We start from the raw sequence: 20852 nt of genomic DNA, 5'->3' as shown, positions 1-20852 counted from the left end.
ATGCCCCCGATCGAGACCCGCAGCCGCGTCGAGCGCCTGCAGGCGTTGAAGGCCCGCACCGAGCACGAGCTGGCCAGCGCACGGCGCCGCGAGGACCCGCTGGAGGTGAACCGCCTGCGCCAGCTGCTCGACGAGGTGAGGCACCAGCTCGCCACCGTCCCCGACCCGAACCACGTCCCTGCTGAGGAGCGGCCCGTGCTCTCCGTCGCACCCCCCATCCCGACGGACCCTCCGGTCCCGTCGACGACGCCCGCGAGTTCCACGCCGCGGCCGCCGGCTCCGTCCCCGGCCCGCGTCGCCGCGGCTGCCGCGACCCGCCCGGTGCTCGTCGACGTGCCGCTGACCGAGCTGCACCCGGACCCCGACAACCCACGCGAGGACGTGGGCGAGGTCGCCGAGCTCGCCGACTCGATGGACTCGGTCGGACTGCTGCAGCCGATCGTCGCCCGTCGCGACGACGAGGGCCGCCTGGTCGTCGTCGCCGGCCACCGCCGCCTCGCGGCCGCGCAGCACCTCGGCTGGGCCAGCGTCGCCGTGGTCATCCGCCGCGACCTCGCGCCCGACCAGGTCCTCGCCGCGATGCTCATCGAGAACAGCCACCGGCGCGACCTCGACCCGATCGAGGAGGCCCGGGCGCTGTCGAAGATCTCCACCGACCACGGTGCCCGGACGCACGCCGAGCTTGCCGCGCTAGTTGGCCGCACCCAGGTCCACGTGTCCCGCCGTCTGTCCCTGCTGTCGCTGCCCATCGAGGAGCAGGACGCGATCCGCGCCGGCGCGATGAACATCAGCGACGGGGTACGCCGCGGCCGCCTCGCCTCGGGCCGGGTGCGTGAGCTCGGGTCGACCGGTCACCCCCACCTCGGCGTCGAGCACGACCTCGCCTCGCGGGCCCGCGCCCGCTGCAAGCGGCTGCAGCACAGGGGCCGCGGTCGCAACTCGGTCGGCGGCGTCGCCTGCGGGGAGTGCTGGGAGTCCGTCATCCGCGCCGACGAGCGCGAGCACCTCGAAAAGACGTCCAACGAACGCGGTCGCTGCGTGCTGTGCGACACCGCCCAGGAGGGCCGCCGATGATCACGCACGCCGTCCCGCGCGCGCTGGAGAGCGACTGGCCCGCCGAGCGCGCCATCGTCACCAAGGTCCTCGTAACCGAGCTCCGGTGGCCCGCCCCCCAGGCGGCCGGCCTCGCCGGCGAGGTCCTCCTCGCTCTCGGCATCGACGAGTGCCGGGTCTGCCGCTGCACCGACGCGAGCGCCTGCCAGGGCGGCTGCGCCTGCCACGCGCCCACCGACTCGATCGGAGAGCACGCATGAGCGGCCGGCCTCGAGGCCTTCAGCCCTTCCGCTGCATCGCTGAAACGATGAACAGGAGAAGCGCGGAGATCGCGACCCCCGCGAGCCCTCCCCAGTACACCCACCAGGCCGCGTTCTGGTCGCTGTTGATTCCAATCACGACGTCGAGGGCTGAGGTCGAGTACGCGCTCGCTCCGATCATGGCCAGCCACCCGGCGGTGATCCCCAGCCGGCAGCGAGACGCGAACTCCTCGAGCGGGTCTGCCCTGTGCCGGTACAGGTTCGTTGTGAGAAGGAGTTGGTCCTCCCACCGCTCGCGCGTGACCGATCCCGGCTCGAACAAGTCGCGAACCTCGACCTCCTCGCGAACCTGTCGGCGCAGGCGTGCCTTCGAGCTGCTGAACGCGCCCGCTGACACCGCGGCAACGAGCACGCCTCCGAGCGTCGAGATCAGCACGGTCCACATGGACGCGAATCGTACGGCGCTCGTCGCCGCCCGAGCAGGCAATCATGGCTGAGATCCGACCGTGTTGGGGCGGTGGCAACGGCTGCGCGGGTCCCGTGCGGACGTTCAAGGACGGGCCGGCGTGCGAGCTGGTCCACTCGCCGGCGGCGCTCGCTGGCCGCACCGTCCCGGTGCCCGACCCGGCTGTGACGATGGCGGGCCTGCTCGCCGCCGCGGCGGCCGCTCGGGAGGCCGCCAGCGCGCCCCTGGCGGCCCCTGAGCCGATCCCGGCACCCGCGACCGACCCGTTCGTCGGACGCGGCGCTCAACGGACCTACGACGGGCGCCCCGGCCGCCTGTTCACCGGCGAGCAGGTCGACCAGCTGCGCGTGCGCAAGGCGATGGCCCGGGTGGGTGGGGAGATCCGCGAGGAGCGCGCTGCAGCGCGCTCGGCTCGTCGCGCGGAGCGGGTGATGTCGTGAGCCCTCGTCGACGTCGCGGCAGTCCTGGCCCGCCCCGCTGCCAGGACTGCCGGGCCCCGATCACGTTCTTCGGGTCCCCGCACACCGGCGCCGGTCGGCCCTTCGACCCGCGGCAGCTGTCCGGTCGCGACTCCGTCTCGGCCGCGGTCGGGTTCCCGGTGTTCGGCGGCCGCGCCTGGCGCGTAGTCGACCTGGTCGCCGAGCTGATGGTGCAGCGCTCCTGCTCGTCGGCCGAGGCCGAGTCCGAGATCCGCGACCTGCCCTGGCACCGCCCCCACCGCTGCCCCCCTGCCCCCAGCACGACCGAGGAAGGCCCCACGCAGTGAGCATGCACCTCGTCGAGTGCGTCCGCGCTCTCGACCTCCCACCCAGCCACAAGCTCGCGCTGGTGGCGTTCGCCGACTCCGGCGACACCGACAGCCGCCTGGCGATGCCTGGCTTCGACGCCGTCCAGCAGTGGGCCGGTGTCTCCCGCAGCCGCACCTTCGAGCTGATCTCCGACCTCAAGGAGTGGGGCTACGTCCGCCAGGAGTCGGCGGGCCGCAGCGGCCGCCGGGCGACCTACACGGTGTTCCCGACGGGCTGCTGCGAGCTGCACCGCGAAGTCCTCGAGGAGATCTCCACGAACCCCGACGAGTCGCTGCAGGCGGCCCTCGCCGCGCTCACCGCGTCGGGTGTCGAGCTGACCGACGAGCAGCGCCGCGCGTTCGTCACCGCAGGGTCCGGCACGTCGGACCCTGACGACCGGGGCGACCACGAACCCGCAGGTCAGGACGACGACTCCGCCGCCAGGGTCCAGCCCGCCGGACCCTACCCGCCCACCGCTGCCCAGGGTCCGACGCAGGGTCCGGCCCAGATCGGACCCTCCGCGTCCGGAGGGTCCGATCAGGGTCCGGCCCAGGGCGGACCCCTTCCTAGCTTCAAGAACATCCCCCTAACCCCCAGCGAGGCTGGGGGGACCGAGCCGCTGGCGGCGAAGTGCCCGAAGCACCCGGCAGGCGACGGCGTCCGGTGCCGCCCCTGCGGCACGACCCCGCGCCAGCTCGCCGCAGCCGCGAAGAAGGCCGCGGCCGCCGAGCGCCGCCGACGCCACCTCGAGGACCAGGCCCGCGCCCAGCAGGAGCGGGAGGCCAAGGCCCGACGCACCGACGACGTCGACCCCGCCGTCCGCGAGACGCTGCGCGCCAGCGTCCGAGCCGCCCGCACCGGCACCGAGCGGGCCGCGTCGTGAGCCCCCTCGAGCGCCGTACCCCGAAGCGCGCCGCCCGACGCCGCGACACCGGCCCCGACACCGCGGTCCGCGCGATCGTCGACCAGCGCTGCGGCGGCCGCTGCGAGCTCTGCGACCGGCCCCTCGCCGGCACGCCCTGGTCGCGGCACCACCGCCACCCACGCCGCATGGGCGGCACCACCCGGCTGTGGGTCAACGCCCCCTCCAACCTGCTCGTCATCTGCGGCACGGGCACTACCGCCTGCCACGGCGTCGTCGAGGCCAACCGCCGGGTGTCGCTCAAGGCCGGCTTCCTCGTCCGCGACGGCGTCGACCCCCGCACCGTGCCCGTCGAGCTCGCCCGCGGCCTCACCTGGCTCGACGACGACGGCATGTACCTCGACCAGCCCCCCGCCCCGCTTCCCCACGCACCAGGAGCACCGTGACCCGCAAGCAGGCCCCTCGCGTCCCCCGCCCCGACGACGTCGAGCAGCCCAGGACCCGCGCCGAGCAGCTCGAGGACCTGCTGCTCGAGGCATCCGTCCTCCTCGGCCGGATCCGCGCCCAGGCCGACCTCATCGAGCACCTGGCCCTCACCCGCCAGCCCCGCACGCCGTACGTCGCCCACTCCACCCGCGAGGCGGCCGGCACGGCGTACGCCGCCCACAAGCGCGACGCCAAGGTCGCCCAGGCCGCCGGCTTCACCGCGCTCCCGGAGGCCCCGGCACCGGGCAACTTCGGCGGCTGGGCCACCGCGGCCGAGATCGACCTGCTGCTGCGCGACCAGCTGCGCCGCCTCGTCGACGCCCACATGCGCGCCGGCGTGTGCCTGCTGCCGTCGGTGACGTCGCCGGCGACCCGCGGCGTCGACGGCCGACCGCACACCCGCGTGCTCGTCGACGTCGTCCGAGAGGTGACCTGGTCGCTGCCGAGCCTGCCGGCCGCCGAGCGCCTGGTCCGCGACCTGCAGCACGCCGTTCAGCTCGGCACGCACCTCCTCGACGGCGAGGACAAGCTCGACCTCGGCGCGCCCTGCCCGCACTGCGAGCGCCGCTCCCTCGTCGTCTACCTCGAGACCGGCGTCATCGTCTGCGAGCGCCCCAAGGGCCCGGACGGCACCCGCCCCGTGTGCCAGTGCAACCGCCCCATCTGCCTGTGCCGGGAGGAGCCCCGGCACGAGCACACCTGGCTGCGCGACACCCGCCGCCACGAGGACTCTTGGCAGGCGCTCGCCGGCCGCCTCAACGTCACCACCCTCGCCCGGAAGGACCGCCGCTCATGACCGCCACGACCACCATCCCGACCTCCGTGCTGTACGCCTGCGCCCACGCCGCCCTCGACGGCCAGGCGGTGCTCGTCGTCGGCCCGGGCGCCGACGTCCAGCCCGCCTTCGACACTTCGGTGCAGCTGACGCCCACGGTCGACGTGTCGAAGATCGTCCGCGTCCGTGGCCGCCAGGAGATCTCCTACCGCAGCGGCGGCCGCGTGCTGTTCCGGCACAGCGAGCTCGGCGCCCGCGGCTTGACGCCGAACCTCACCGTCACCACCTTCACGAGCGAGTACGACCTCGCCTCGCTCGAGGCCGGACTCGTCAGCTCGGGGACGCTCGTGTCGGTCCGCGGTGGTGCAGCGTGAGCACCGCGGCCGCGCGCCCCGCCGGCGTCGAGCGTCAGGCGCTCGCCGGCTCCGCCTACGAGTTCGCCCGCAGCATGGGGATGACCGTCCTCGAGGACCCCGAGCTGACAGCCGGTGAGGTGCGGTCGTACCGCGAGCGCGACGACGCTGGCCGGCCCGGACGCCTGGTCGTCGCGATCGGCACCCGCCCCGAGACCGAGCTCGCGTTCGCCGGCCGGTGGGTCCGGTGGCACGTGCGCCGCGGCTACGCCCGCCACGGCATCCTTGCCTGGATCGGCGAGGCGGGCCTCGACGGGCCCGAGCCGGTCCGTGGCGACCTCGAGCAGCGCGTCGAGCGCATGACTGGCTGGACGCTCGGTGGCGACGACTGAGGCCCGCGTGCACGACCTCCCGCCCCGCTGGGACGGCTTCCCGGTCGTGTGGGGTGAGTGGACCGACGAGATCCCGTCGACGTACCGCCTTCACGCGGAGGACCTCGGCGCCTGCGGCCGATGCGGGAGCCTCGCGCCCATGGAGCACAGCCGCGGCACCGTCGACGTCCCGGACCGCCGGCCGCTGGCCCTCTTCGTCACCAGGTGCACGGACTGTCGGCACGACGTGGTGCTGGATGCCGACGACGTCGCCTGGGACCTTGAGCCCGCCGACTACACCGACGGGGGCAGTGAGCGCCCCGCCGGCCCGCCCCCGGCACCTCGGCGGTTCCCGCCGCGCCGACCCGCACCACCGCCGCCCGCTCCTCGGCCGACCGGCCGACCGCTGCCCGCCGACAGCACACCGTGCGGCCGCTGCGGTGCCCGCATCGTGTGGGCCATCACCGTCGCCGGACCGAACGGCCGCGGCGGCAAGTCCCAGCCCCTCGACCCTCACGAGCACCCCGACGGCAACGTCGCCGTTTCGTCCCCGCGCCGTGGCAGGCTCCTCGCCCGCGCACTGATGGCCGACGAACAGCACGACCCGCACACCGAGTTCCTCGCCATGCCCCACGCCGCGACCTGCAGGAGGACGACGTGACGACCATCTTCGAGCTGCGCGCCGCCGAGGCCGCGACGCTCCCCACGCCACTGCCCGGCCTGGTGCTCACCACCGACGACCTCACGGACCAGCACGGCTTCCGCGACGGGCAGACCCCGACCGACTACCTCGACTGGTGCGACGACCACAGCACGCCGTACCCCGACCGCCGCATGTGGAACGACGTGCTGCGCGTCGCCGTCCGTCGAGTACTTCTCCCGCGCCTCGAGCCGTCGCTCGTCGAGGTCCGCGACGTCGACGCCATCGTGCACACCCCGCTCCGCCTCGAGCGCGTCGACGGCCGACCCGTCACCTGGCAGGGCCGCCGCTGCTCGCCCGGCCTGCCCGACGTCGAGGTCACCATCCCGTGGGTGAAGGTCGCCGAGCTCGTCAGCCGCATCGACCGCGGCGACGTCGCCGGCGAGGGGTGGACGCTTTGAGACCGGTCGAATTGGTCACCATCTCTGAGGCCGCGCGACGGATTGGCATCCCGCGCACGACCGTACGGAACTGGGCGACGCGAGACGGTCTGTTGAACCCGCGCGGGCTCGACCGTGACGGCATGAGGTTGTACGACCTTGCGCTCATCAGAGACGTTGCGGCAGCAAGAAGGTGCGCCGAGCGCCCGCGCACGGGGTGATCCATGCTCTAAGGTCGACCGCATCTCTGCCGATGGAAGCGACACAGGGGGCCCCACGCGTGGCGAAGCCGGAGCGAGAGGTCTCGTTGACGCGCAAGGAAGCAGCGGATCTCCACAGGTACAAGGTGTTCACCGACGCCGAGCACAAACAGCAGATGATCCAGTGGGCGGGCCGCGTGGCCGTAGCGCTGGCGCTCGCGGTCCCGCTCTGGGTACTCGGCTTCCTGGTAGAGGACCTGGCTGGGAAAAACACCGATGTAACTATCTCCATGACGATTACGATCGCGATTAGCGTTGTTATCGGCGGTGCATACTGGAACCAGGTCAGGAAGAACAAGGCGCAGGCGACCGAGCTGACTCGGCTGCGGGGGCGTCTCGAACAGATCGACAGCGGTCGATCTGGTACATCACCAACTTCATCGTGAGAGGGCGTCGGTCATGGTCGTCTCTACGTCGGTGCTGATCCTGCTGCTCGTGGCAGGCCTTGGCCTGTCTGCCGTTGCATTCCGGAGCTCCTTGTCCTCGCTGGCGATCGCTCGGATGCGGTTCAAGATGTGGGCCACACACGACGACATCATCGATGCGCTCGTTGAGGGGCGCTACGCCAGGCCTGACCTGGCTGAGGGGCTTCTCAAGAGAGTGCGGGTGGGCATCGACGGCGCGCCCGAGTGCACTTTCTACCGGGTGGTCAGCCTCTACTACTTCGCGCGCGCAGACTGGGATGAGCTGCAGGAGGGCCTGGAGCCTACGTTCTACGACATCGACGCTTCGGATGACCCCGTTCTCGCCCAGCACGTCCACGACTATCAATCGGCAGTCGTGTACGGCACGTTCCGAACCAGTCTTCTGGGTCGCATCGCGCTGGTCGCGCTGCCGCCCGCCGTCTGGCTGGTGGGTCGTCTCAAGGGCCGACAGACCGACCTGAGGGAGCCCGAAGATATCGCGGTGGGGTTGGTGACTGTCGACGTCGAGGCCGAGTTCTACAACTACCTCGCGCGCTACCCGCGTGTGGGGCGTGGCAACCTGGCTTCAGCCGCCTGCTGAGATCGGGGGCCCAGCACCCGTCGTCGCTACCCGCCGTGGCCACTGGCCTTGGCAGGGGGCAGGCGCTGCTGAGGGTGGCCTGCGGCTCAGCCCTCGTCGTCGATCTTGATCCTCGTCCACAACGGAGCCCACTCACCGCTGTCGTCCACGTAGTACGAACCGCCCCACTCGACCATGTCGACGAACAGCGTCTCGGCCTGCTCCGCCAGCGCTTCGAGCCTGTCGGCAGTTGCATCTAGGTCCTCAGCTGTGGCGTGCAGGTCGACCTCGTCGTCCGACATGCCGGTCCGCTTGCGCGTGTAGATCGCTGGCACCAACCCGTCGTCGCCGAAGGAGACCATCCACTCGCCGTGAAGCAGTTTGTTGCGCTCACGCATCGCGGCCCTCGCTGCGTCTGCCCACGTCTTGTACAACGGCCAGGCGCCGCCTGGGCGCTTCAACTCGACGAGCTTCCCAACGGTCTCGAGCTTCGCCTCGAAGCGGGCGGCGCCCAACAGAACGCGAACGACGTTGGGGTCGGAATGAACGACCGCCTCGGCCATCTCGTGAAGCCTGCCCTCGAGGCGGCCGGCGGCGACGGTGATCCGTCCCACCGCCATGAGGTGCTCGTCTGACAGGTCGCCCACGTCCACGACGGGTCATCTTTCCACGGGTGCTGCGCTGCTAACTCCGGATGTGATGACAGGAGCGCCACTCCCGCGCGACACTCGTTCCCCGAGCTAACACCACCGATCAGGGGGACGACATGGACGCATGGCGCGAGGTCTGGCAGCGCGAGGACAGGAAGTGGGCGTGGCGTCTGGTGGTCAACGGCCGCATCGTCGCAACCGACCACGGCCAGGGTTACGAGAACAAGAGTGATTGTGTCGACATGGCCGATCGGATCCTCGGGGGTCAGTTCAGCACGGTGAAGAAGTACGAGACGCCGCTCGACAAGTAGCCCCCAGCCTTGACAGTAGGGCTCGTTCTGAGCCACCCTCCTGTCAACATCACCTGACTTGCACCCGAACCCCGCTGGCCACTGGCCCGCGGGGTTCGCTGCATCTAGACCGCGTGGGGGCATGGGGCCATCCGCGCAGGACGCCGGTCGGCCCGGGCATCCCCCGTCCCGGGCCGACTGGTTCGTCGAGGAGGTGGTGCCTCGTGACCACCGCTCCGCTCGGCCCGCTCGAGGAGATCGACGAGGCCCTGGCCCACGCCGCGGCCAGTCGGCTCATCGCGGCCGCCAGCGGCGCGCTGAGCGCCCTCGCGGCCGTTTCGTCGTACCTCGACGGGCTGCTCGACCTGCGCCTCGCGTGCGCCGCTGGGAAAAATCCGGCGGTGCCCGGCGCTCTGCCTGACACCTCGCAGGGTCTCTCTCCCCGTCAGGGGGGCGGAGTTTCCGGGCCCGGGGCCGCGGCCGCCGGCGGTGCCGCCGAGGCCGGCGCTGTGGCGGTGGTCCCGGGTGCCTGACAACCCCCGCGGGTGGGAGCATCAGCAGGTCCGCGCGCGCCTCCTCCCGGACGCCTACGGCACGCCGTGCCCGCGCTGTGGCAAGCCGATGCTGAAGGGCCAGGACCTCGACCTCGGGCACACCGTCGACGTCGCCGACGGCGCGACCGGCCCGGGCGACCGCATCGAGCACACGTCGTGCAACCGATCGGATGGCGCGACCGCGCAGCAGCGGCGCTCGCAGTTCAACCCCTCGAGGGAGTGGTGAGCGTGCTGCTCGAGCAGCGCTACGAGCTCGCCGCCGTAACCGACCTGCGGCCGCACCCGGACAACGCGCGCCGCGGCGACCTCGAGGTCATCGACGGCAGCATCGAGCACAACGGGTTCTTCGGCGCGCTCGTCGCCCAGCGCTCGACGGGCCACGTGCTCGTCGGCAACCACCGACTCCGCGCGGCGATCGCGCGCGGCGCCGAGGTCATCCCGGTGCTGTGGGTCGACGTCGACGACGACCACGCGCGGCGCATCCTGCTCGTCGACAACCGCGCCAACGACGTCGCCGGCTACGACGGGGCCGCGCTGGCCGAGCTGCTCGAGGCGGTGCTCGAGACCGACGCTGGCCTCGCCGGCACGGGGTACGACGAGGCGGTCGTCGCCGAGATCCTCGCCGCGGCGCAGCCGACCGAGGCGCGCACGGACGTCGACGACGTGCCGGACGTGCCGGCCCAGGAGATCTCCAAGCGCGGCGACGTGTGGCTGCTCGGCCCGCACCGCCTGGTGTGCGGCAGCGCGACCGACGTTGACGACGTGCGCAGCGCGCTCGGCGACCGGGCCGCCGACCTGCTGGTGACGGACCCGCCGTACGGCGTGAAGTACCAGGGCGGCACCGCGGCGAAGCTGAAGATCGCGAACGACGACCTCGAGGCCGCCGCGCTGCGCGCCGACCTGCTCGCGCCGGCATTCGCCGCGGCGCAGCAGGTGCTCCGCCCGGGCGCCGGCTTCTACGTGTTCGCACCGTCGGGCGCGCTCGAGACGACCTTCCGTCTGGCGCTCGACGACGCCGGCCTGCAGATGCGCCAGCAGTTGGTGTGGGTGAAGGACCGGTTCGTCCTCGGCCGCTCCGACTACCACGGCCAGCACGAGACGATCCTGTACGGCTGGCAGCTCGAGGGCGAGCCGGCCGTCCCGCCGCACTTCGACGCCGGGCACGAGACGCTGCTCTACGGCTGGCAGGGCGGCGCGGCGCACCGCTGGGAGGGCGGCCGCAAGCAGTCGACGGTGTGGGAGCACGCGCGACCCGCGCGCTCCGACGTGCACCCGACGATGAAGCCGGTCGACCTCGTGCAGCGCGCGATCGAGAACAGCACCGGCGCCGGCCAGGTCGTGCTCGACGTGTTCGCCGGCTCCGGCTCCACGCTCATCGCCTGCCACCACGCCGCCCGCGTCGCCGCGCTCGTCGAGCTGGACCCGAAGTACGTCGACGTCATCTGTCGGCGCTACGAGGAACACACCGGGCTCTTGCCCGTCCTCGAGGCCACAGGTGACGAGGTCACCTTCCTCGAGGTGGCGTGACCACCGGCAACGGATCCCGGAAGGCCCGCGAGGCCGAGCGCGACGCGAAGGTCCTCGAGCTGCGGCGCGCCGGCCTGGGATTCGACACCATCGCCAAGCAGCTCCGGTTCCGCGACGCCGCCGGCGCCCATGCGGCGTACGAGCGGGCCCTGGCCGAGGCGGTGCCGCTGACCATCGACGACCGCCGGCGCCTCGAGCTGGAGCGCCTCGAGCGGCTGCAGACGCCGCTGTGGCCCAAGGCCATGAAGGGCGACCTCGCTGCGGTCGCCGAGCTCGGCCGCCTGGCGCGCGAGCGCATGGCCATCTCGCGCACCGACCCCCTGCCGCAGGACGTCGACCGGAAGCCCGGGCCGATCGAGGCCGCCACCCGCGAGGAGTGCGAGCGCCTCGCCAAGAACGCACCCGCCCTCGCCGCGGCCGCCCTCACGCTGGCCCGCTGCGTCGACGACGCCGGCGGCGACGCCGGCGCTACCGCGACCGCCGCCCGCGAGCTGCGCATGACCATGAGCCAGCTGCGCGGCCTCGCCGGGTACGCGCCCGCCGCCCAGAGGCCCGCCCCCGCCGACGGCGAGGACCCCGACGGCGGGGGTGGTACCAAGGGCAAGGTCGTCCCGGAGACCAAGCTCGACGAGTTGCGTCGCCGAGCGCAGGAGCGCCAGGAGCGCGGGTGAGCGCCGCCCTCGCCCCGATCGAGGTCATCCACGGCTCGCAGGAGCCGACCCACCGCTGCGACGTCAAGTACGACCACTCCTTCGGCGACCTTGCCATCGAGCTCGCCGAGAGCGCCGGCCTGCAGCTCGACCAGTGGCAGCAGGACCTGCTCGTCGCAGGCCTCGGCCAGGTCGACGGCCACGACGCCGCAGGCAACCCGGCACAGCGCTGGGCGGCCTTCGAGGTCGGCGTCGAGCTGTCCCGGCAGAACGGCAAGAGCGTCGTGTTCGAGGCCCGGGTGCTCGCCGGGCTCTTCCTGCTGCGCGAGCAGCTGATCATCTACTCCGCCCACGAGGGCGAGACCGCGATCGGCGCCTTCAACCGCATCGAGGCCCTGATCAAGGCCAACCCCGAGCTGCACGCCGAGGTGAAGAACGACGGCCGCTCGAGCGGCTTCCGGCGCACCAACGGTCAGAACTCCATCACCCTGACCACCGGCCAGGTCGTGAAGTTCCGCACCCGGACCAAGGGCGGCGGCCGCGGCCTCTCCGGCGACTGCGTCATCCTCGACGAGGCGCAGGACCTCCAGGACGACCACATCGCCGCGCTCTTCCCCGTGCTGTCCGCGCGGCCCAACCCGCAGCTCTGGTACGGCGGGTCAGCCGGCACGAAGAAGAGCACCGTGCAGGCCCGGCTCGTGCGCCGCGCCGAGCGCAGGTCGCCCCGGCTCGTGTACTGGCGCTGGGCGTCCCCCGACCACGTCGACCTCAGCGACCCGCACGCGATCGCGCGCGTTAACCCCGCCGTCGGGAAGCGGCAGAGCATGGAGTTCCTCATGAACGAACTGGAGGCTCTCGGACCCACCAAGTTCGGGCAGGAGCGGATGGGGATCGGCGACTACCCGCGCGAAGAGGGCGAGGACTGGGTCGTGCCCCGCGTGCGGTGGGACCGCGCCGGCGACCCGCAGTCGGAGATCGAAGGGCCGATCGTGTTCGTGCCCGAGGTGAAGTGGGACCGCACCCGCACGAGCATCAACGTCGCCGGCCGCCGCCGTGACGGGCGGATCCACATCGAGTGCATCGCGAGCGCTCCCGGGTCGCACTGGGCCGCGGCCGAGATCGCCCGGCTGCGGGCCAAGCACGAGACCCTCGCGGTGGCGCTCAACCCGGCCGGCGCCTCGAACGCCCTCGTCGGCCCGCTTAGCGACCTGGGCGTCGAGGTCGACCACCTCATCAGCGCCTCCGACGCCGGAGATGCCTACGCGCTGATGTACGACGGGCTCATGGGCGACGAGGACGTCACCTCGGACGCCAAGCCCGACGTCGTCCACCGCACGTCGACGATCCTGACGTCGGCCATGGCGGCAGCCGAGGTCCGCACCTCGAGCGCAACGGGCGCCACCAGCTGGCGCGTGACGACCGGCGCCGACTCCACCGCCATCATCGGCTGCAGCTACGCCGCGCTCGTGCTGCAGCTGCTCGAGAAGCCGAAGCCGCCCGGGCTGTCCCCGGTGGCGGTCAGCGACACCGACACCCCGGCCGAGCCGTCAGGCGCCGTCGGCGGGTTCAACCCGCTCACCGCTCGCTTCTGACCAGCCCGCCGCGACGTAGTCCTGCAGGGCGGCCACGATCACCGCCGACACGGTCAGGCCCTCGCTCTTCGCCTTCGCCTGAGCGGCGGTCCACAGGTCGTCGGGCACGCGCACGTTGCGTGAGGGCGTCTTCGGCTGGTTGGGCGACACCCGCGCATTCTCACCCCTGCGGCTCGGGTGCTTCGCCGTCAGCCTCCTCGAGGCGGGTCGCCACCTGGCCGTGCACCCGCGCGGTGATCTCGTGCAGCTCGGCTCGAGCATCGTTCCCGACGCGCAGTTGCCACTTCGCAGCCTCGCGGTGCAGGTCCCGCGCCAGCTCGTGCGCCTCCTGCGTCGACGTCGATGACGCGCTCTCCGACGCCAGCTCGGCGTCGTACGTCCGCCGGTCAGCGGTGCTCCGCTCGCTCGCCGTCACCGAGCCTCCTCAGCCCACAGGTGTAGGTACACCGCGCCACGGTACGACGAAGGGAGGCCCCAGCATGGTCGACACCACCGACGCCCCACCGCCCGCCGAGCCGCCGATCTCGCCCGTCTCCGTGCGCGAACGCGGGTACGCCAGCGACGCGTCCGGCTTCTGGTCCGTGATGGCCGAGGAGGAGACCCCCGACCTCGCCTGGCCGGCCAACATCCGGGTGTACGACCGGATGCGCAGCCAGGACGCCCAGGTCTCCTCGGTGCTGCGCGCGGTCACCTCGCCGATCCAGCGCACCCAGTGGTACATCGACGGCACCGACGTCGACGAAGAGGTCGTCGAGTTCGTCGCCGGCGAACTCGGGCTCCCCATCCACGGCCGCGACGCCGGCCCCGAGGCACGCACCGCGCGGCTCCGCGGCCGCGACCGCTTCTCCTGGAACAGCCACCTCCGCCTCGCTCTCACCTTCCTCGTGTTCGGCCACGCCTACTTCGAGCAGGTCTACCGCTGGGACGAGCCGCTGCAGCGCTGGCGCCTGCGCAAGCTCGCCTTCCGCCCGGCCCGCACCATCTCCAAGTTCAACGTCGAGCGCGACGGCGGGCTTCGCTCGATCGAGCAGGCCGCCAACGCCGACCTGATCATCACCGGCCCCCTCGCCGTCGGCCCGACCGAGCTCAAGATCAACCGGCTCGTCGCCTACGTCCTCGACCGCGAGGGCGGCAACTGGGCCGGCCGCTCACTGCTCCGGCCCGCCTACAAGAACTGGCTGCTGAAGGACCACGGGCTGCGCAGCTGGTCGGTCGGCGTCGACCGGCAGTCCAGCGGCCTGCCCGTCTACGAGGCTGGTGCGGATGAGACCAGCCTCGACGCCGGCCGCAACATCGCCAGCCGAGCCCGCGCCGGCGACAACGCCGGCGTGGCCATCCCGAACGGCGCCAACTTCACCCTGCAGGGCGTCCAGGGCTCGACGATCGACCCGGCGGCGTTCGTGCGCTACCAGGACGAGCAGATCGCCCGCGCGGTGCTCGCGCACTTCCTCAACCTCGGCACGCAGACCGGCTCGTGGGCGCTCGGCTCGACGTTCGCCGACTTCTTCACCCTCTCCCTGCAGGCGGTCGCCGAGGAGATCCGCGACACCGCCACCGCCCACGTCATCGAGGACCTGGTCGACCACAACTTCGGACGGTCCGTGGCCGCGCCCCGGCTCGTGTTCGACGAGATCGGCTCACGCGGGGGCATCCAGGACGAGCTCGCGGCCGTCCGGAAGGCCGCCGGCCTTGAGAGCGACGAGGACCTCGCTCGCTTCGTGCGTGAGCGCGTAGGCACCACCGGACCCGCCCAGGAGGCATCGTGACCAAGAAGAGCCCCACCACGCCGCCGACCCCGCCCGAGCCCCCGGCCGCCGCGCAGCTGCCGACCCCGCTCACCCCCGCGCAGGTACGCGCCGAGGCGACCATGCTCGCCGGCGCGCAGTCGCTCGTCGCCCGCGCGGCCCTCGAGGACGACGACACCGGCACGGAGACCGAGACCGGCGCCGTCGGCGAGCTGTGGCTCTACGGCGTCGTCGGCGGCTGGTGGCGCGGGTTCGACGCCGAGTCCGTCTCCGGCGCGCTCCGCAAGCTCGGCGACGTCGACACCCTCGTCGTGCGGATCCACTCCCCGGGCGGTCTGGCCGGCGACGGCGTCGCCATCGGCAACCTGCTGCGCAACTTCGACGCCACCGTCGTCGTGGTCGTCGACGGCCTCGCTGCGTCCGCCGCGTCGGTCATCGCGATCGCCGGCGACGTCGTCGTCATGTGCCCGGGCTCGCAGATGATGCTTCACGACGCCTCGACCGGCTGCTGGGGCAACGCGGGCGAGCTGCGCCAGGCCGCCGACTGGATCGACTCGCAGAGCGAGAACTACGCCGGCGTCTACGCCTTCAAGGCCGGCGGCACGTCCGCGACCTGGCGCGAGGTGATGCTCGCAAACAACGGCACCGGCACCTGGTACACCGCCGACGGCGCCGTCGCCGCCGGGCTGGCCGACGAGGTCGGCACCCGCACCGCGCGCAGCTCGCCGCCCACCGCGCCCGACGACGACTTCGAGGACGACGACGACATGTGGGCCAAGGTCCTCCACGACGTCGAGCTCCTCGAGCGGCACGTCCCTGCCGCCGCCCGCCTCGCCTGGCGCGCCGGCGCGAGCGCCGCCACCGGCGCCCCCAAGCCCCCGACCGCGTCCGCGGGAGGGTCCATCCCCACCACTCACGAGAGGAGCCAGCCCGTGGCGTTCAGCGACGAGCAGGTCACCCAGATGAGGCAGCACCTCGGACTCTCCGAGGACGCGGACGAGGCGGCCATCCTGGCGGCCCTCACCACGGCTGCCAACGCGCGCACGGTCCCCGAGGGGTTCGTGACCGTCCCGAAGGAGGACTGGGAGGAGACGCGCGCGGCCGCGAGCCGCGGCAGCGCCGCCGCCGAGCAGCTCCGCCTGTCCGAGCGCAAGGCGTTCCTCGACGCCAACCGCACGAAGTTCGCTGCCGGTTCCCGGGCCGCCTGGGAGAAGCAGTACGACGTCGACCCCGAGGGCACCAAGGCGCACTTCGCGTCCATCACCGAGGACCTCGTCCCCGTCACCGAGCTCGGTCACGGCGACGACGCCGCCGCGGAGGCCTCGGCCGCCGAGGCCGAGGTCGACAAGAACTGGAGGTTCTGACATGTCCGGCATCCCGCAGGTCCGCAAGACCGGGCCCCGCACCTACGTCCCCGCCGAGCTCATCCTCGGCGGGCAGGTCGTCGAGGCCCGCGCCGCCGGCCGCATCGGCCCCGCCGGTGCCGGCTCGGTGAAGACCCTCGGCGTGGCCGTCACGGACGCGATCAACCCCGAGGGCATCGCCACCGAGCCGACCATCGCGAATGGCCGGACGGTCCTCAACGCCGCGCCGCTGCCGACCGTCGTGGCCGTCGCCGACTCCGGCATCGAGGTGCCGGTCAAGTACGCGGCCGCGGCCGCGTTCGGGGACCGCCTCAAGGCGGCCGCCGCTGGCGCCGTCACGCCCATGCTCGCCGAGGACGACCCCCGGTCGTACGTCGGCAAGTGCACCCAGCCCGCCGGCGTCGCCGCGGGCTCCATCGGCCTCGTCACGACGGCCTGAGAGGAGAACGGACATGGTCGGAATCGTCTCCGCCACCGACGGGCCCGCCACCACGGTCAACGACCTGGTCGGTGCGCCCATGGTGATCCCCAAGCGGGTCATCAACCTGCTCGCGAACCAGTGGGTGGAGGACGTGCTCCTCCGCGACGCCGGGCCGAACACCAACGGTCTCGTGGGCTACAGCGAGTCCACCCCGCTCTACCTCGACTCCGAGGTGGAGGACGTCGCCGAGTTCGGCGAGATCCCCGTCGGGGCGGGCCAGATCGGTCTGCCGCGCATCGCCGTCGGCACGAAGAAGGGCCTCGGCATCCGCGTCTCGAAGGAGATGCGCGACGAGAACAAGCTCGACGACGTGAACCGCCAGATCACCCAGCTGGTCAACACGATGCTGCGCGCCAGCAACCGCGCGCTGCGGGCGCTGCTCGAGAACCCGGCGATCCCCACCATCGCCGCGGGCGCCGCGTGGGACACCGCCAGCGGCCGGCCCCGCCGGGACCTCGCGAACGCGCAGGAGGTGATCGCGGCGCAGCGTCCCGACGGTGCGCTGGCCGACGACGCCAACTTCGAGTTCGAGGCCGACACGGTCGTGCTCCCCGGGCAGATCACGCCCATCCTGATGGACAACGAGAACTTCCTCGCGGTCTACAAGGACGGGCTGTCCACCGAGGACATCCGCTACACCGGCAAGCTGCCCCGCGAGGTCATGGGCATGCTCGGCCTGCGCCCGCGCGGGTTCGCCACCAACAAGGTGCTCGTCGTCGAGCGCGGGACCGTCGGGTTCCGCTCCGACACCCGCGCCCTGCAGGCGACCGGCCTCTACCCGGAGGGCAACGGCCCCAACGGCGGCCCGACCGAGACGTGGCGCAGCGACGTCACCCGCAAGCGCGTCCTGGGCATCGACCAGCCCAAGGCCGCCTGCTGGATCTCCGGGGTGGTCACGCCGTGACCGACCTCAACGACATCAAGGCCGGCGAGTACGTCCTCGTCGCCCTGCGCTGGGACGAGATCACCAGCGAGCCGGGCAGGCCGCTTGACTTCACCCGGCACCGCCAGGGCGACACGGTGACGCTCAACGTCGGCGACGCGAAGCGGCTGTGGGCGGCCGGCGCCATCCGCAAGCCCGGCGAGAAGTCCGACCAGGGCCCCTCCACCGGGCCCAGCGTCGCGCCCGGCAGGTCGACGACGGAGCCGAGTTCGACGCCGAAGCAGACGCCGGCGAAGAAGGTCGCGGCGCAGAAGGTGGCCGACCGGGCCACCCCGCCCGCCGACGGCTCCACCCAGGAGCCCACCGCGGACGAGAAGGCCGACGCCGTCCTGGCCGACCCGTCCTCGTCGAGCGTCAAGGACGTCCTCGCGGCGCTCGAGCACCGCGGGAACGACGCCGACGCCGCGGCGAAGGTGCTCGAGCTCGAGCAGGCCGGCCAGAAGCGGCCCATGCTCGTGAAGGGCCTCGAGAAGATCCTCAACCCCTCCGGGGACGGGGACCAGGGCGGGGGTGACGCGTCGTGACGCTCGCCGCCACCACCCTCACCTACGTCCGCACCGTCGACGGCGGCACGGTCGCGCTCGAGGAGGGCGCGGCCGTGCCGGTCGAGGCGGACGAGGCGCACGTGCGCCAGCTGGCCGAGCGCGGCGCGCTCGCCGAGCAGACGCCCATCGTCCGGCCGCCGGCGCCCCAGCCGCCGACCACCCGGGCGACGGGCAAGGGCAAGACGACGGACGGCGCCACGGGTGCCTGACGAGGCCGTCACCGGGCTCGCGAGCGAGGTGAAGCGGGAGCGGATCCACTCGCTCCTCCTCGCCCGCGTCCCGAGCATCCTGCAGGAGGGCCACGAGCACGCGGCCCTCCTGCAGGAGCACCTGCGCTCGGTCACCTCCGAGGTCGTCGCCGTCGTCGGCCGCAACCCCGCCGAGGGTCTCCTGCGCGACCTCGCGATCACCGCGATCGCGTACGGCGTCGCAGCCGAGATCGAGTTCGCGCTGTTCCCCGAGCAGCAGCTCGGCGAGGACGCCCGCGGCCGCGAGCTCCGCAGGCGCTACGACACCTTCCTGACGCGCCTCGCCGCGGCCGCCGCAGCCGCGGCCCCCGCCGACCCGGACGCGCCCCTCACCTCGCCGCTCAGCCCCACAGGTAGCTTCCCCGCCCCGTCGCCGTACCCCGACCCGGCCGAGCCGGCCCGCCGGTGGTGGTCGTGGTGAAGCTCGGCATCGAGCTCGACGGCCGCCAGGCCACCGAGCTGCTCCACGGGATCGTCGAGCGCATCGAGGACGACGACAACCTCCTGCGCGCCATGGCGCCCGAGCTCGTCGCCTACGAGGCCGAGACGTTCGCGACCCAAGGCCACGGCGTCTGGGCGCCCCTGCGGCCCTCCACCGTCCGCGCGAAGGGATCCCCGCGGCCCCTCGTGCACACCGGCGCGCTGCTGAAGGACCTCACCGAGGAGCGCAACGTCCGCATGACCGGCGACACTGTCAGCCTCGTCACGAGCCACCCCGCGGCCCGTGCGCTCGCCGGCGGCGACCGCCGCCGCGACGTCCCGCCCCGTCACCCGTCACCGGCCCCCGCGCAGCGCGACGTCGACGGCTGGGCCCAGCGGCTCCTCGACAACTTCCTCGGGGAGGACTGATGGCCCGCCTCGTCACCGCCGACGACCTGTGCGTCGGCGTGCAGACCGTCCTGACCGACCACCTCGAGCACCTCGTCGAGCAGCTCGGCTGGCACGAGGGCGACAAGCCCCTTCTGCCCGTTACGACGTGGACGCAGCTGCCCACCCGGGAAGCCCTCACCACCGCCACCTTCCCCGCCGGCGCGATCGACAGCCCCGGCCTGGCCAGCACGCCCAGCCGACGCGGCCGCGGTGGCGTCGACGCCACCTGGCGCATCGGCGTGGGCGTCTACGACCGCGGGGCCGACCACGGCGACACCGCCGGCCGCGTGCGTCGCTGGGCCGCGGCCGTGCGCGCCTGCGTGCTGCAGCACCCCACCCTCGACGGGACCGCTTCGAGCGCCACCTGGGTGGGCGAGGAGTACGCCGAGATCCCGCTGCGGCAGGCCGCGCGCACCATCGGCGGCTGCGCCGTCGCGTTCGACGTCACCGCGACCAACGTCGTCGACGTCGACGACCTCCCCACCCGCCTCGTCGAGTCCACCCACCTGACCGTCTCCGGTCGCCTACCCGCAGGGAGCCAGTGATGTCCGCACCACAGATCGTCGTCACCGTCACCGGGGCGCTCGCGCGCCGCGGTACCGAGACGCCCACCGGAACCGCGTTCCTCGTCTACGCCGGCGCGACCGGGCCGACGGAGCCGGTCCGCTGCTACTCCTCGGCCGAGGCCGTCGCGGCCGAGGTCCCCGCCCCGATCGCGGCGTACGTCGACGACGTCCTGCGCCTCGGTGCGCCGAGCGTCTACGTCGTGCGCGCGGCCGCGGCCGACGCGGCCGCCGTCACCCAGCCCGAGTGGGCCACCGCGCTCGCCACCCTCAGCGGCGGATTCGGCGTCGGCCAGGTCCTCATCCCCGGCGTGGCCACCGCGGCCGCGCACGGGGCGCTGCTCGCCCACGCGGCAGCGACCGGCCGGACCGTCCTCCTCGACGCCGCCAAGGACGCGGCCGCGGCCTCGCTCGCCACCACGGCCGCCGGCCTCGCCGCCGCGGAAGGCGCGGACCGCGCCGGCCTCATCGCGCCCTGGGTCGAGATGCCCGGTCCCGCGGGCACCACCCGGGAGGTGCCGGGCTCCGTGGTCGCCGCCGGCCTCGCAGCGCGCGGCGACGCGGCCGTGGGTCACGCCAACCACGCGCCCGCCGGCGACCAGGGCCGCGGCGCCGGCACCGTCACCGCCGGCCGGGCCGTCACCGTCGCCTACACCGGCGCGGAGCGCGACACCCTGCACGACGCCGGCGTCTCGGTGATCCGCCTCATCGGCGGCGTCCCCACCCTCTACGGCTGGGTCGCGCTCAGCGACGACGCCACCTGGCGGCAGCTGTCGGCCGGCCGCATGGCCATGCAGCTGCAGAGCGGGCTCACCGGCGTCGCCGGCAAGTTCCTGTTCCGCCAGCTCGACGGCCGCGGGCTGCTGTACCGCGAGCTCGAGGGCGCGCTGCGCGGCTACCTAGCCCCGATCGCCGCGACCGACGCCCTGTGGGGCCCGGTCGCCGACGCGTTCGACGTCGACGTCGAGGGCGTCAACACCCCCACCACGGCGGCCGCCGGCGAGCTGCACGCCGCCGTCGCGGTCGCCCTCACCCCCCACACCGAGCGCGTCGTCATCAACGTCGTCACCTCGATCGCCGAAGGAGCCTGAG

The 20852-nt window shown here is 73.0% G+C and carries 34 protein-coding genes; 30 read left to right on the top strand and 4 right to left on the bottom strand.

Annotated elements, in window-relative coordinates; all coding sequences use genetic code 11:
- Both ACOACO_RS17610 and ACOACO_RS17605 read left to right on the top strand, forming a co-directional pair.
- The gene (locus tag ACOACO_RS17610) at positions 1-1074 is read left to right on the top strand and encodes a ParB/RepB/Spo0J family partition protein (RefSeq protein ID WP_420297591.1); all 1074 of its coding nucleotides are present in this window, start codon (positions 1-3) and stop codon (positions 1072-1074) included.
- The gene (locus ACOACO_RS17605; protein ID WP_420297590.1) at positions 1071-1313 is read left to right on the top strand and encodes a hypothetical protein; all 243 of its coding nucleotides are present in this window, start codon (positions 1071-1073) and stop codon (positions 1311-1313) included. Before ACOACO_RS17610 ends, ACOACO_RS17605 begins: the two co-directional genes overlap by 4 nt.
- A 19-nt stretch (positions 1314-1332) precedes the next feature.
- Here ACOACO_RS17605 and ACOACO_RS17600 read toward each other — a convergent pair whose 3' ends face one another.
- Complete coding sequence (locus tag ACOACO_RS17600) at positions 1333-1758, bottom strand: hypothetical protein (protein ID WP_420297589.1); 426 nt, start codon at positions 1756-1758, stop codon at positions 1333-1335.
- A gap of 44 nt (positions 1759-1802) precedes the next feature.
- Here ACOACO_RS17600 and ACOACO_RS17595 point away from each other — a divergent pair, with 44 nt between their 5' ends.
- From ACOACO_RS17595 to ACOACO_RS17540, 12 genes are read left to right on the top strand one after another with little or no spacing between them, the layout of a single operon-like run.
- Positions 1803-2219, top strand: coding sequence for a hypothetical protein (locus ACOACO_RS17595; protein WP_420297588.1), 417 nt, complete (start codon positions 1803-1805; stop codon positions 2217-2219).
- Positions 2216-2545 carry a hypothetical protein gene (locus ACOACO_RS17590; protein ID WP_420297587.1) on the top strand — a complete coding sequence of 110 codons (330 nt, stop codon included), beginning with the start codon at positions 2216-2218 and terminating at the stop codon, positions 2543-2545. Before ACOACO_RS17595 ends, ACOACO_RS17590 begins: the two co-directional genes overlap by 4 nt.
- Positions 2542-3450 carry a hypothetical protein gene (locus tag ACOACO_RS17585; RefSeq protein ID WP_420297586.1) on the top strand — a complete coding sequence of 303 codons (909 nt, stop codon included), beginning with the start codon at positions 2542-2544 and terminating at the stop codon, positions 3448-3450. Before ACOACO_RS17590 ends, ACOACO_RS17585 begins: the two co-directional genes overlap by 4 nt.
- Positions 3447-3875 carry an HNH endonuclease gene (locus ACOACO_RS17580; protein ID WP_420297585.1) on the top strand — a complete coding sequence of 143 codons (429 nt, stop codon included), beginning with the start codon at positions 3447-3449 and terminating at the stop codon, positions 3873-3875. The genes ACOACO_RS17585 and ACOACO_RS17580 overlap by 4 nt, the downstream gene beginning before the upstream one ends.
- Positions 3872-4711, top strand: a complete 840-nt coding sequence (locus tag ACOACO_RS17575) for a hypothetical protein (protein WP_420297584.1) — start codon at positions 3872-3874, stop codon at positions 4709-4711. The genes ACOACO_RS17580 and ACOACO_RS17575 overlap by 4 nt, the downstream gene beginning before the upstream one ends.
- Positions 4708-5064: a hypothetical protein gene (locus ACOACO_RS17570; protein ID WP_420297583.1), complete on the top strand. Its 357-nt coding sequence runs from the start codon at positions 4708-4710 to the stop codon at positions 5062-5064. The genes ACOACO_RS17575 and ACOACO_RS17570 overlap by 4 nt, the downstream gene beginning before the upstream one ends.
- Complete coding sequence (locus tag ACOACO_RS17565; protein WP_420297582.1) at positions 5061-5435, top strand: hypothetical protein; 375 nt, start codon at positions 5061-5063, stop codon at positions 5433-5435. Before ACOACO_RS17570 ends, ACOACO_RS17565 begins: the two co-directional genes overlap by 4 nt.
- The gene (locus ACOACO_RS17560; protein ID WP_420297581.1) at positions 5422-6075 is read left to right on the top strand and encodes a hypothetical protein; all 654 of its coding nucleotides are present in this window, start codon (positions 5422-5424) and stop codon (positions 6073-6075) included. Before ACOACO_RS17565 ends, ACOACO_RS17560 begins: the two co-directional genes overlap by 14 nt.
- Complete coding sequence (locus ACOACO_RS17555) at positions 6072-6515, top strand: hypothetical protein (RefSeq protein ID WP_420297580.1); 444 nt, start codon at positions 6072-6074, stop codon at positions 6513-6515. Before ACOACO_RS17560 ends, ACOACO_RS17555 begins: the two co-directional genes overlap by 4 nt.
- Positions 6443-6715: a MerR family transcriptional regulator gene (locus tag ACOACO_RS17550; protein WP_420297579.1), complete on the top strand. Its 273-nt coding sequence runs from the start codon at positions 6443-6445 to the stop codon at positions 6713-6715. The genes ACOACO_RS17555 and ACOACO_RS17550 overlap by 73 nt, the downstream gene beginning before the upstream one ends.
- Positions 6716-6774: 59 nt before the next feature.
- Positions 6775-7140: a hypothetical protein gene (locus ACOACO_RS17545; RefSeq protein ID WP_420297578.1), complete on the top strand. Its 366-nt coding sequence runs from the start codon at positions 6775-6777 to the stop codon at positions 7138-7140.
- Positions 7141-7171: 31 nt separating this feature from the next.
- The gene (locus ACOACO_RS17540; protein WP_420297577.1) at positions 7172-7759 is read left to right on the top strand and encodes a hypothetical protein; all 588 of its coding nucleotides are present in this window, start codon (positions 7172-7174) and stop codon (positions 7757-7759) included.
- 86 nt (positions 7760-7845) lie between these two features.
- Here ACOACO_RS17540 and ACOACO_RS17535 read toward each other — a convergent pair whose 3' ends face one another.
- Entirely contained in the window at positions 7846-8391 is a 546-nt protein-coding gene (locus ACOACO_RS17535; protein ID WP_420297576.1) for a hypothetical protein, read from the bottom strand.
- A 113-nt stretch (positions 8392-8504) separates the two neighbouring features.
- Here ACOACO_RS17535 and ACOACO_RS17530 point away from each other — a divergent pair, with 113 nt between their 5' ends.
- The 6 genes from ACOACO_RS17530 (at position 8505) to ACOACO_RS17505 (ending at position 13001) form a co-directional block, all read left to right on the top strand.
- Positions 8505-8699, top strand: a complete 195-nt coding sequence (locus tag ACOACO_RS17530) for a DUF1508 domain-containing protein (RefSeq protein WP_420297575.1) — start codon at positions 8505-8507, stop codon at positions 8697-8699.
- 203 nt (positions 8700-8902) lie between these two features.
- On the top strand, positions 8903-9211 hold the full coding sequence (locus ACOACO_RS17525; RefSeq protein WP_420297574.1) for a hypothetical protein: 309 nt from the start codon (positions 8903-8905) through the stop codon (positions 9209-9211).
- On the top strand, positions 9204-9458 hold the full coding sequence (locus tag ACOACO_RS17520; RefSeq protein ID WP_420297573.1) for a hypothetical protein: 255 nt from the start codon (positions 9204-9206) through the stop codon (positions 9456-9458). Before ACOACO_RS17525 ends, ACOACO_RS17520 begins: the two co-directional genes overlap by 8 nt.
- Positions 9455-10759, top strand: coding sequence for a DNA methyltransferase (locus tag ACOACO_RS17515; protein ID WP_420297572.1), 1305 nt, complete (start codon positions 9455-9457; stop codon positions 10757-10759). Before ACOACO_RS17520 ends, ACOACO_RS17515 begins: the two co-directional genes overlap by 4 nt.
- A complete protein-coding gene (locus ACOACO_RS17510; RefSeq protein WP_420297571.1) occupies positions 10756-11430 on the top strand; it encodes a hypothetical protein in 675 nt (224 codons plus the stop codon). The genes ACOACO_RS17515 and ACOACO_RS17510 overlap by 4 nt, the downstream gene beginning before the upstream one ends.
- On the top strand, positions 11427-13001 hold the full coding sequence (locus ACOACO_RS17505) for a hypothetical protein (RefSeq protein ID WP_420297570.1): 1575 nt from the start codon (positions 11427-11429) through the stop codon (positions 12999-13001). The genes ACOACO_RS17510 and ACOACO_RS17505 overlap by 4 nt, the downstream gene beginning before the upstream one ends.
- On the opposite strand, the gene ACOACO_RS17500 is transcribed toward ACOACO_RS17505, so the two are convergent.
- Both ACOACO_RS17500 and ACOACO_RS17495 read right to left on the bottom strand, forming a co-directional pair.
- Positions 12957-13151 (bottom strand): hypothetical protein, encoded by a 195-nt coding sequence (locus ACOACO_RS17500; RefSeq protein ID WP_420297569.1) that lies wholly within the window; start codon positions 13149-13151, stop codon positions 12957-12959. The two genes, ACOACO_RS17505 and ACOACO_RS17500, sit on opposite strands and share 45 nt — an antisense overlap.
- A 10-nt stretch (positions 13152-13161) precedes the next feature.
- Entirely contained in the window at positions 13162-13416 is a 255-nt protein-coding gene (locus ACOACO_RS17495; RefSeq protein ID WP_420297568.1) for a hypothetical protein, read from the bottom strand.
- 64 nt (positions 13417-13480) lie between these two features.
- Here ACOACO_RS17495 and ACOACO_RS17490 point away from each other — a divergent pair, with 64 nt between their 5' ends.
- Genes ACOACO_RS17490 through ACOACO_RS17445 form a run of 10 tightly spaced genes read left to right on the top strand, consistent with a single transcriptional unit; the run spans position 13481 to position 20851 of the window.
- A complete protein-coding gene (locus ACOACO_RS17490) occupies positions 13481-14767 on the top strand; it encodes a phage portal protein family protein (protein ID WP_420297567.1) in 1287 nt (428 codons plus the stop codon).
- Positions 14764-16110 carry a head maturation protease, ClpP-related gene (locus ACOACO_RS17485; protein WP_420297566.1) on the top strand — a complete coding sequence of 449 codons (1347 nt, stop codon included), beginning with the start codon at positions 14764-14766 and terminating at the stop codon, positions 16108-16110. Before ACOACO_RS17490 ends, ACOACO_RS17485 begins: the two co-directional genes overlap by 4 nt.
- 1 nt (position 16111) lies before the next feature.
- Positions 16112-16549, top strand: a complete 438-nt coding sequence (locus tag ACOACO_RS17480; protein ID WP_420297565.1) for a hypothetical protein — start codon at positions 16112-16114, stop codon at positions 16547-16549.
- Between the two features lie 13 nt (positions 16550-16562).
- Positions 16563-17495 carry a hypothetical protein gene (locus ACOACO_RS17475; protein WP_420297564.1) on the top strand — a complete coding sequence of 311 codons (933 nt, stop codon included), beginning with the start codon at positions 16563-16565 and terminating at the stop codon, positions 17493-17495.
- Positions 17492-18058, top strand: a complete 567-nt coding sequence (locus ACOACO_RS17470) for a hypothetical protein (RefSeq protein ID WP_420297563.1) — start codon at positions 17492-17494, stop codon at positions 18056-18058. The genes ACOACO_RS17475 and ACOACO_RS17470 overlap by 4 nt, the downstream gene beginning before the upstream one ends.
- Positions 18055-18288 carry a hypothetical protein gene (locus ACOACO_RS17465; protein ID WP_420297562.1) on the top strand — a complete coding sequence of 78 codons (234 nt, stop codon included), beginning with the start codon at positions 18055-18057 and terminating at the stop codon, positions 18286-18288. The genes ACOACO_RS17470 and ACOACO_RS17465 overlap by 4 nt, the downstream gene beginning before the upstream one ends.
- The gene (locus ACOACO_RS17460; protein WP_420297561.1) at positions 18281-18748 is read left to right on the top strand and encodes a hypothetical protein; all 468 of its coding nucleotides are present in this window, start codon (positions 18281-18283) and stop codon (positions 18746-18748) included. Before ACOACO_RS17465 ends, ACOACO_RS17460 begins: the two co-directional genes overlap by 8 nt.
- Positions 18745-19176: a hypothetical protein gene (locus ACOACO_RS17455; protein ID WP_420297560.1), complete on the top strand. Its 432-nt coding sequence runs from the start codon at positions 18745-18747 to the stop codon at positions 19174-19176. Before ACOACO_RS17460 ends, ACOACO_RS17455 begins: the two co-directional genes overlap by 4 nt.
- Entirely contained in the window at positions 19176-19742 is a 567-nt protein-coding gene (locus tag ACOACO_RS17450) for a hypothetical protein (protein WP_420297559.1), read from the top strand. Before ACOACO_RS17455 ends, ACOACO_RS17450 begins: the two co-directional genes overlap by 1 nt.
- On the top strand, positions 19742-20851 hold the full coding sequence (locus tag ACOACO_RS17445) for a hypothetical protein (RefSeq protein ID WP_420297558.1): 1110 nt from the start codon (positions 19742-19744) through the stop codon (positions 20849-20851). The genes ACOACO_RS17450 and ACOACO_RS17445 overlap by 1 nt, the downstream gene beginning before the upstream one ends.
- The last annotated feature ends 1 nt before the right edge of the window (position 20852 follow it).

This window comes from Nocardioides sp. CPCC 205120 (assembly GCF_048654585.1).
Taxonomy (GTDB): domain Bacteria; phylum Actinomycetota; class Actinomycetes; order Propionibacteriales; family Nocardioidaceae; genus Nocardioides.
This window is presented reverse-complemented; position numbering and strand designations above follow the sequence as displayed.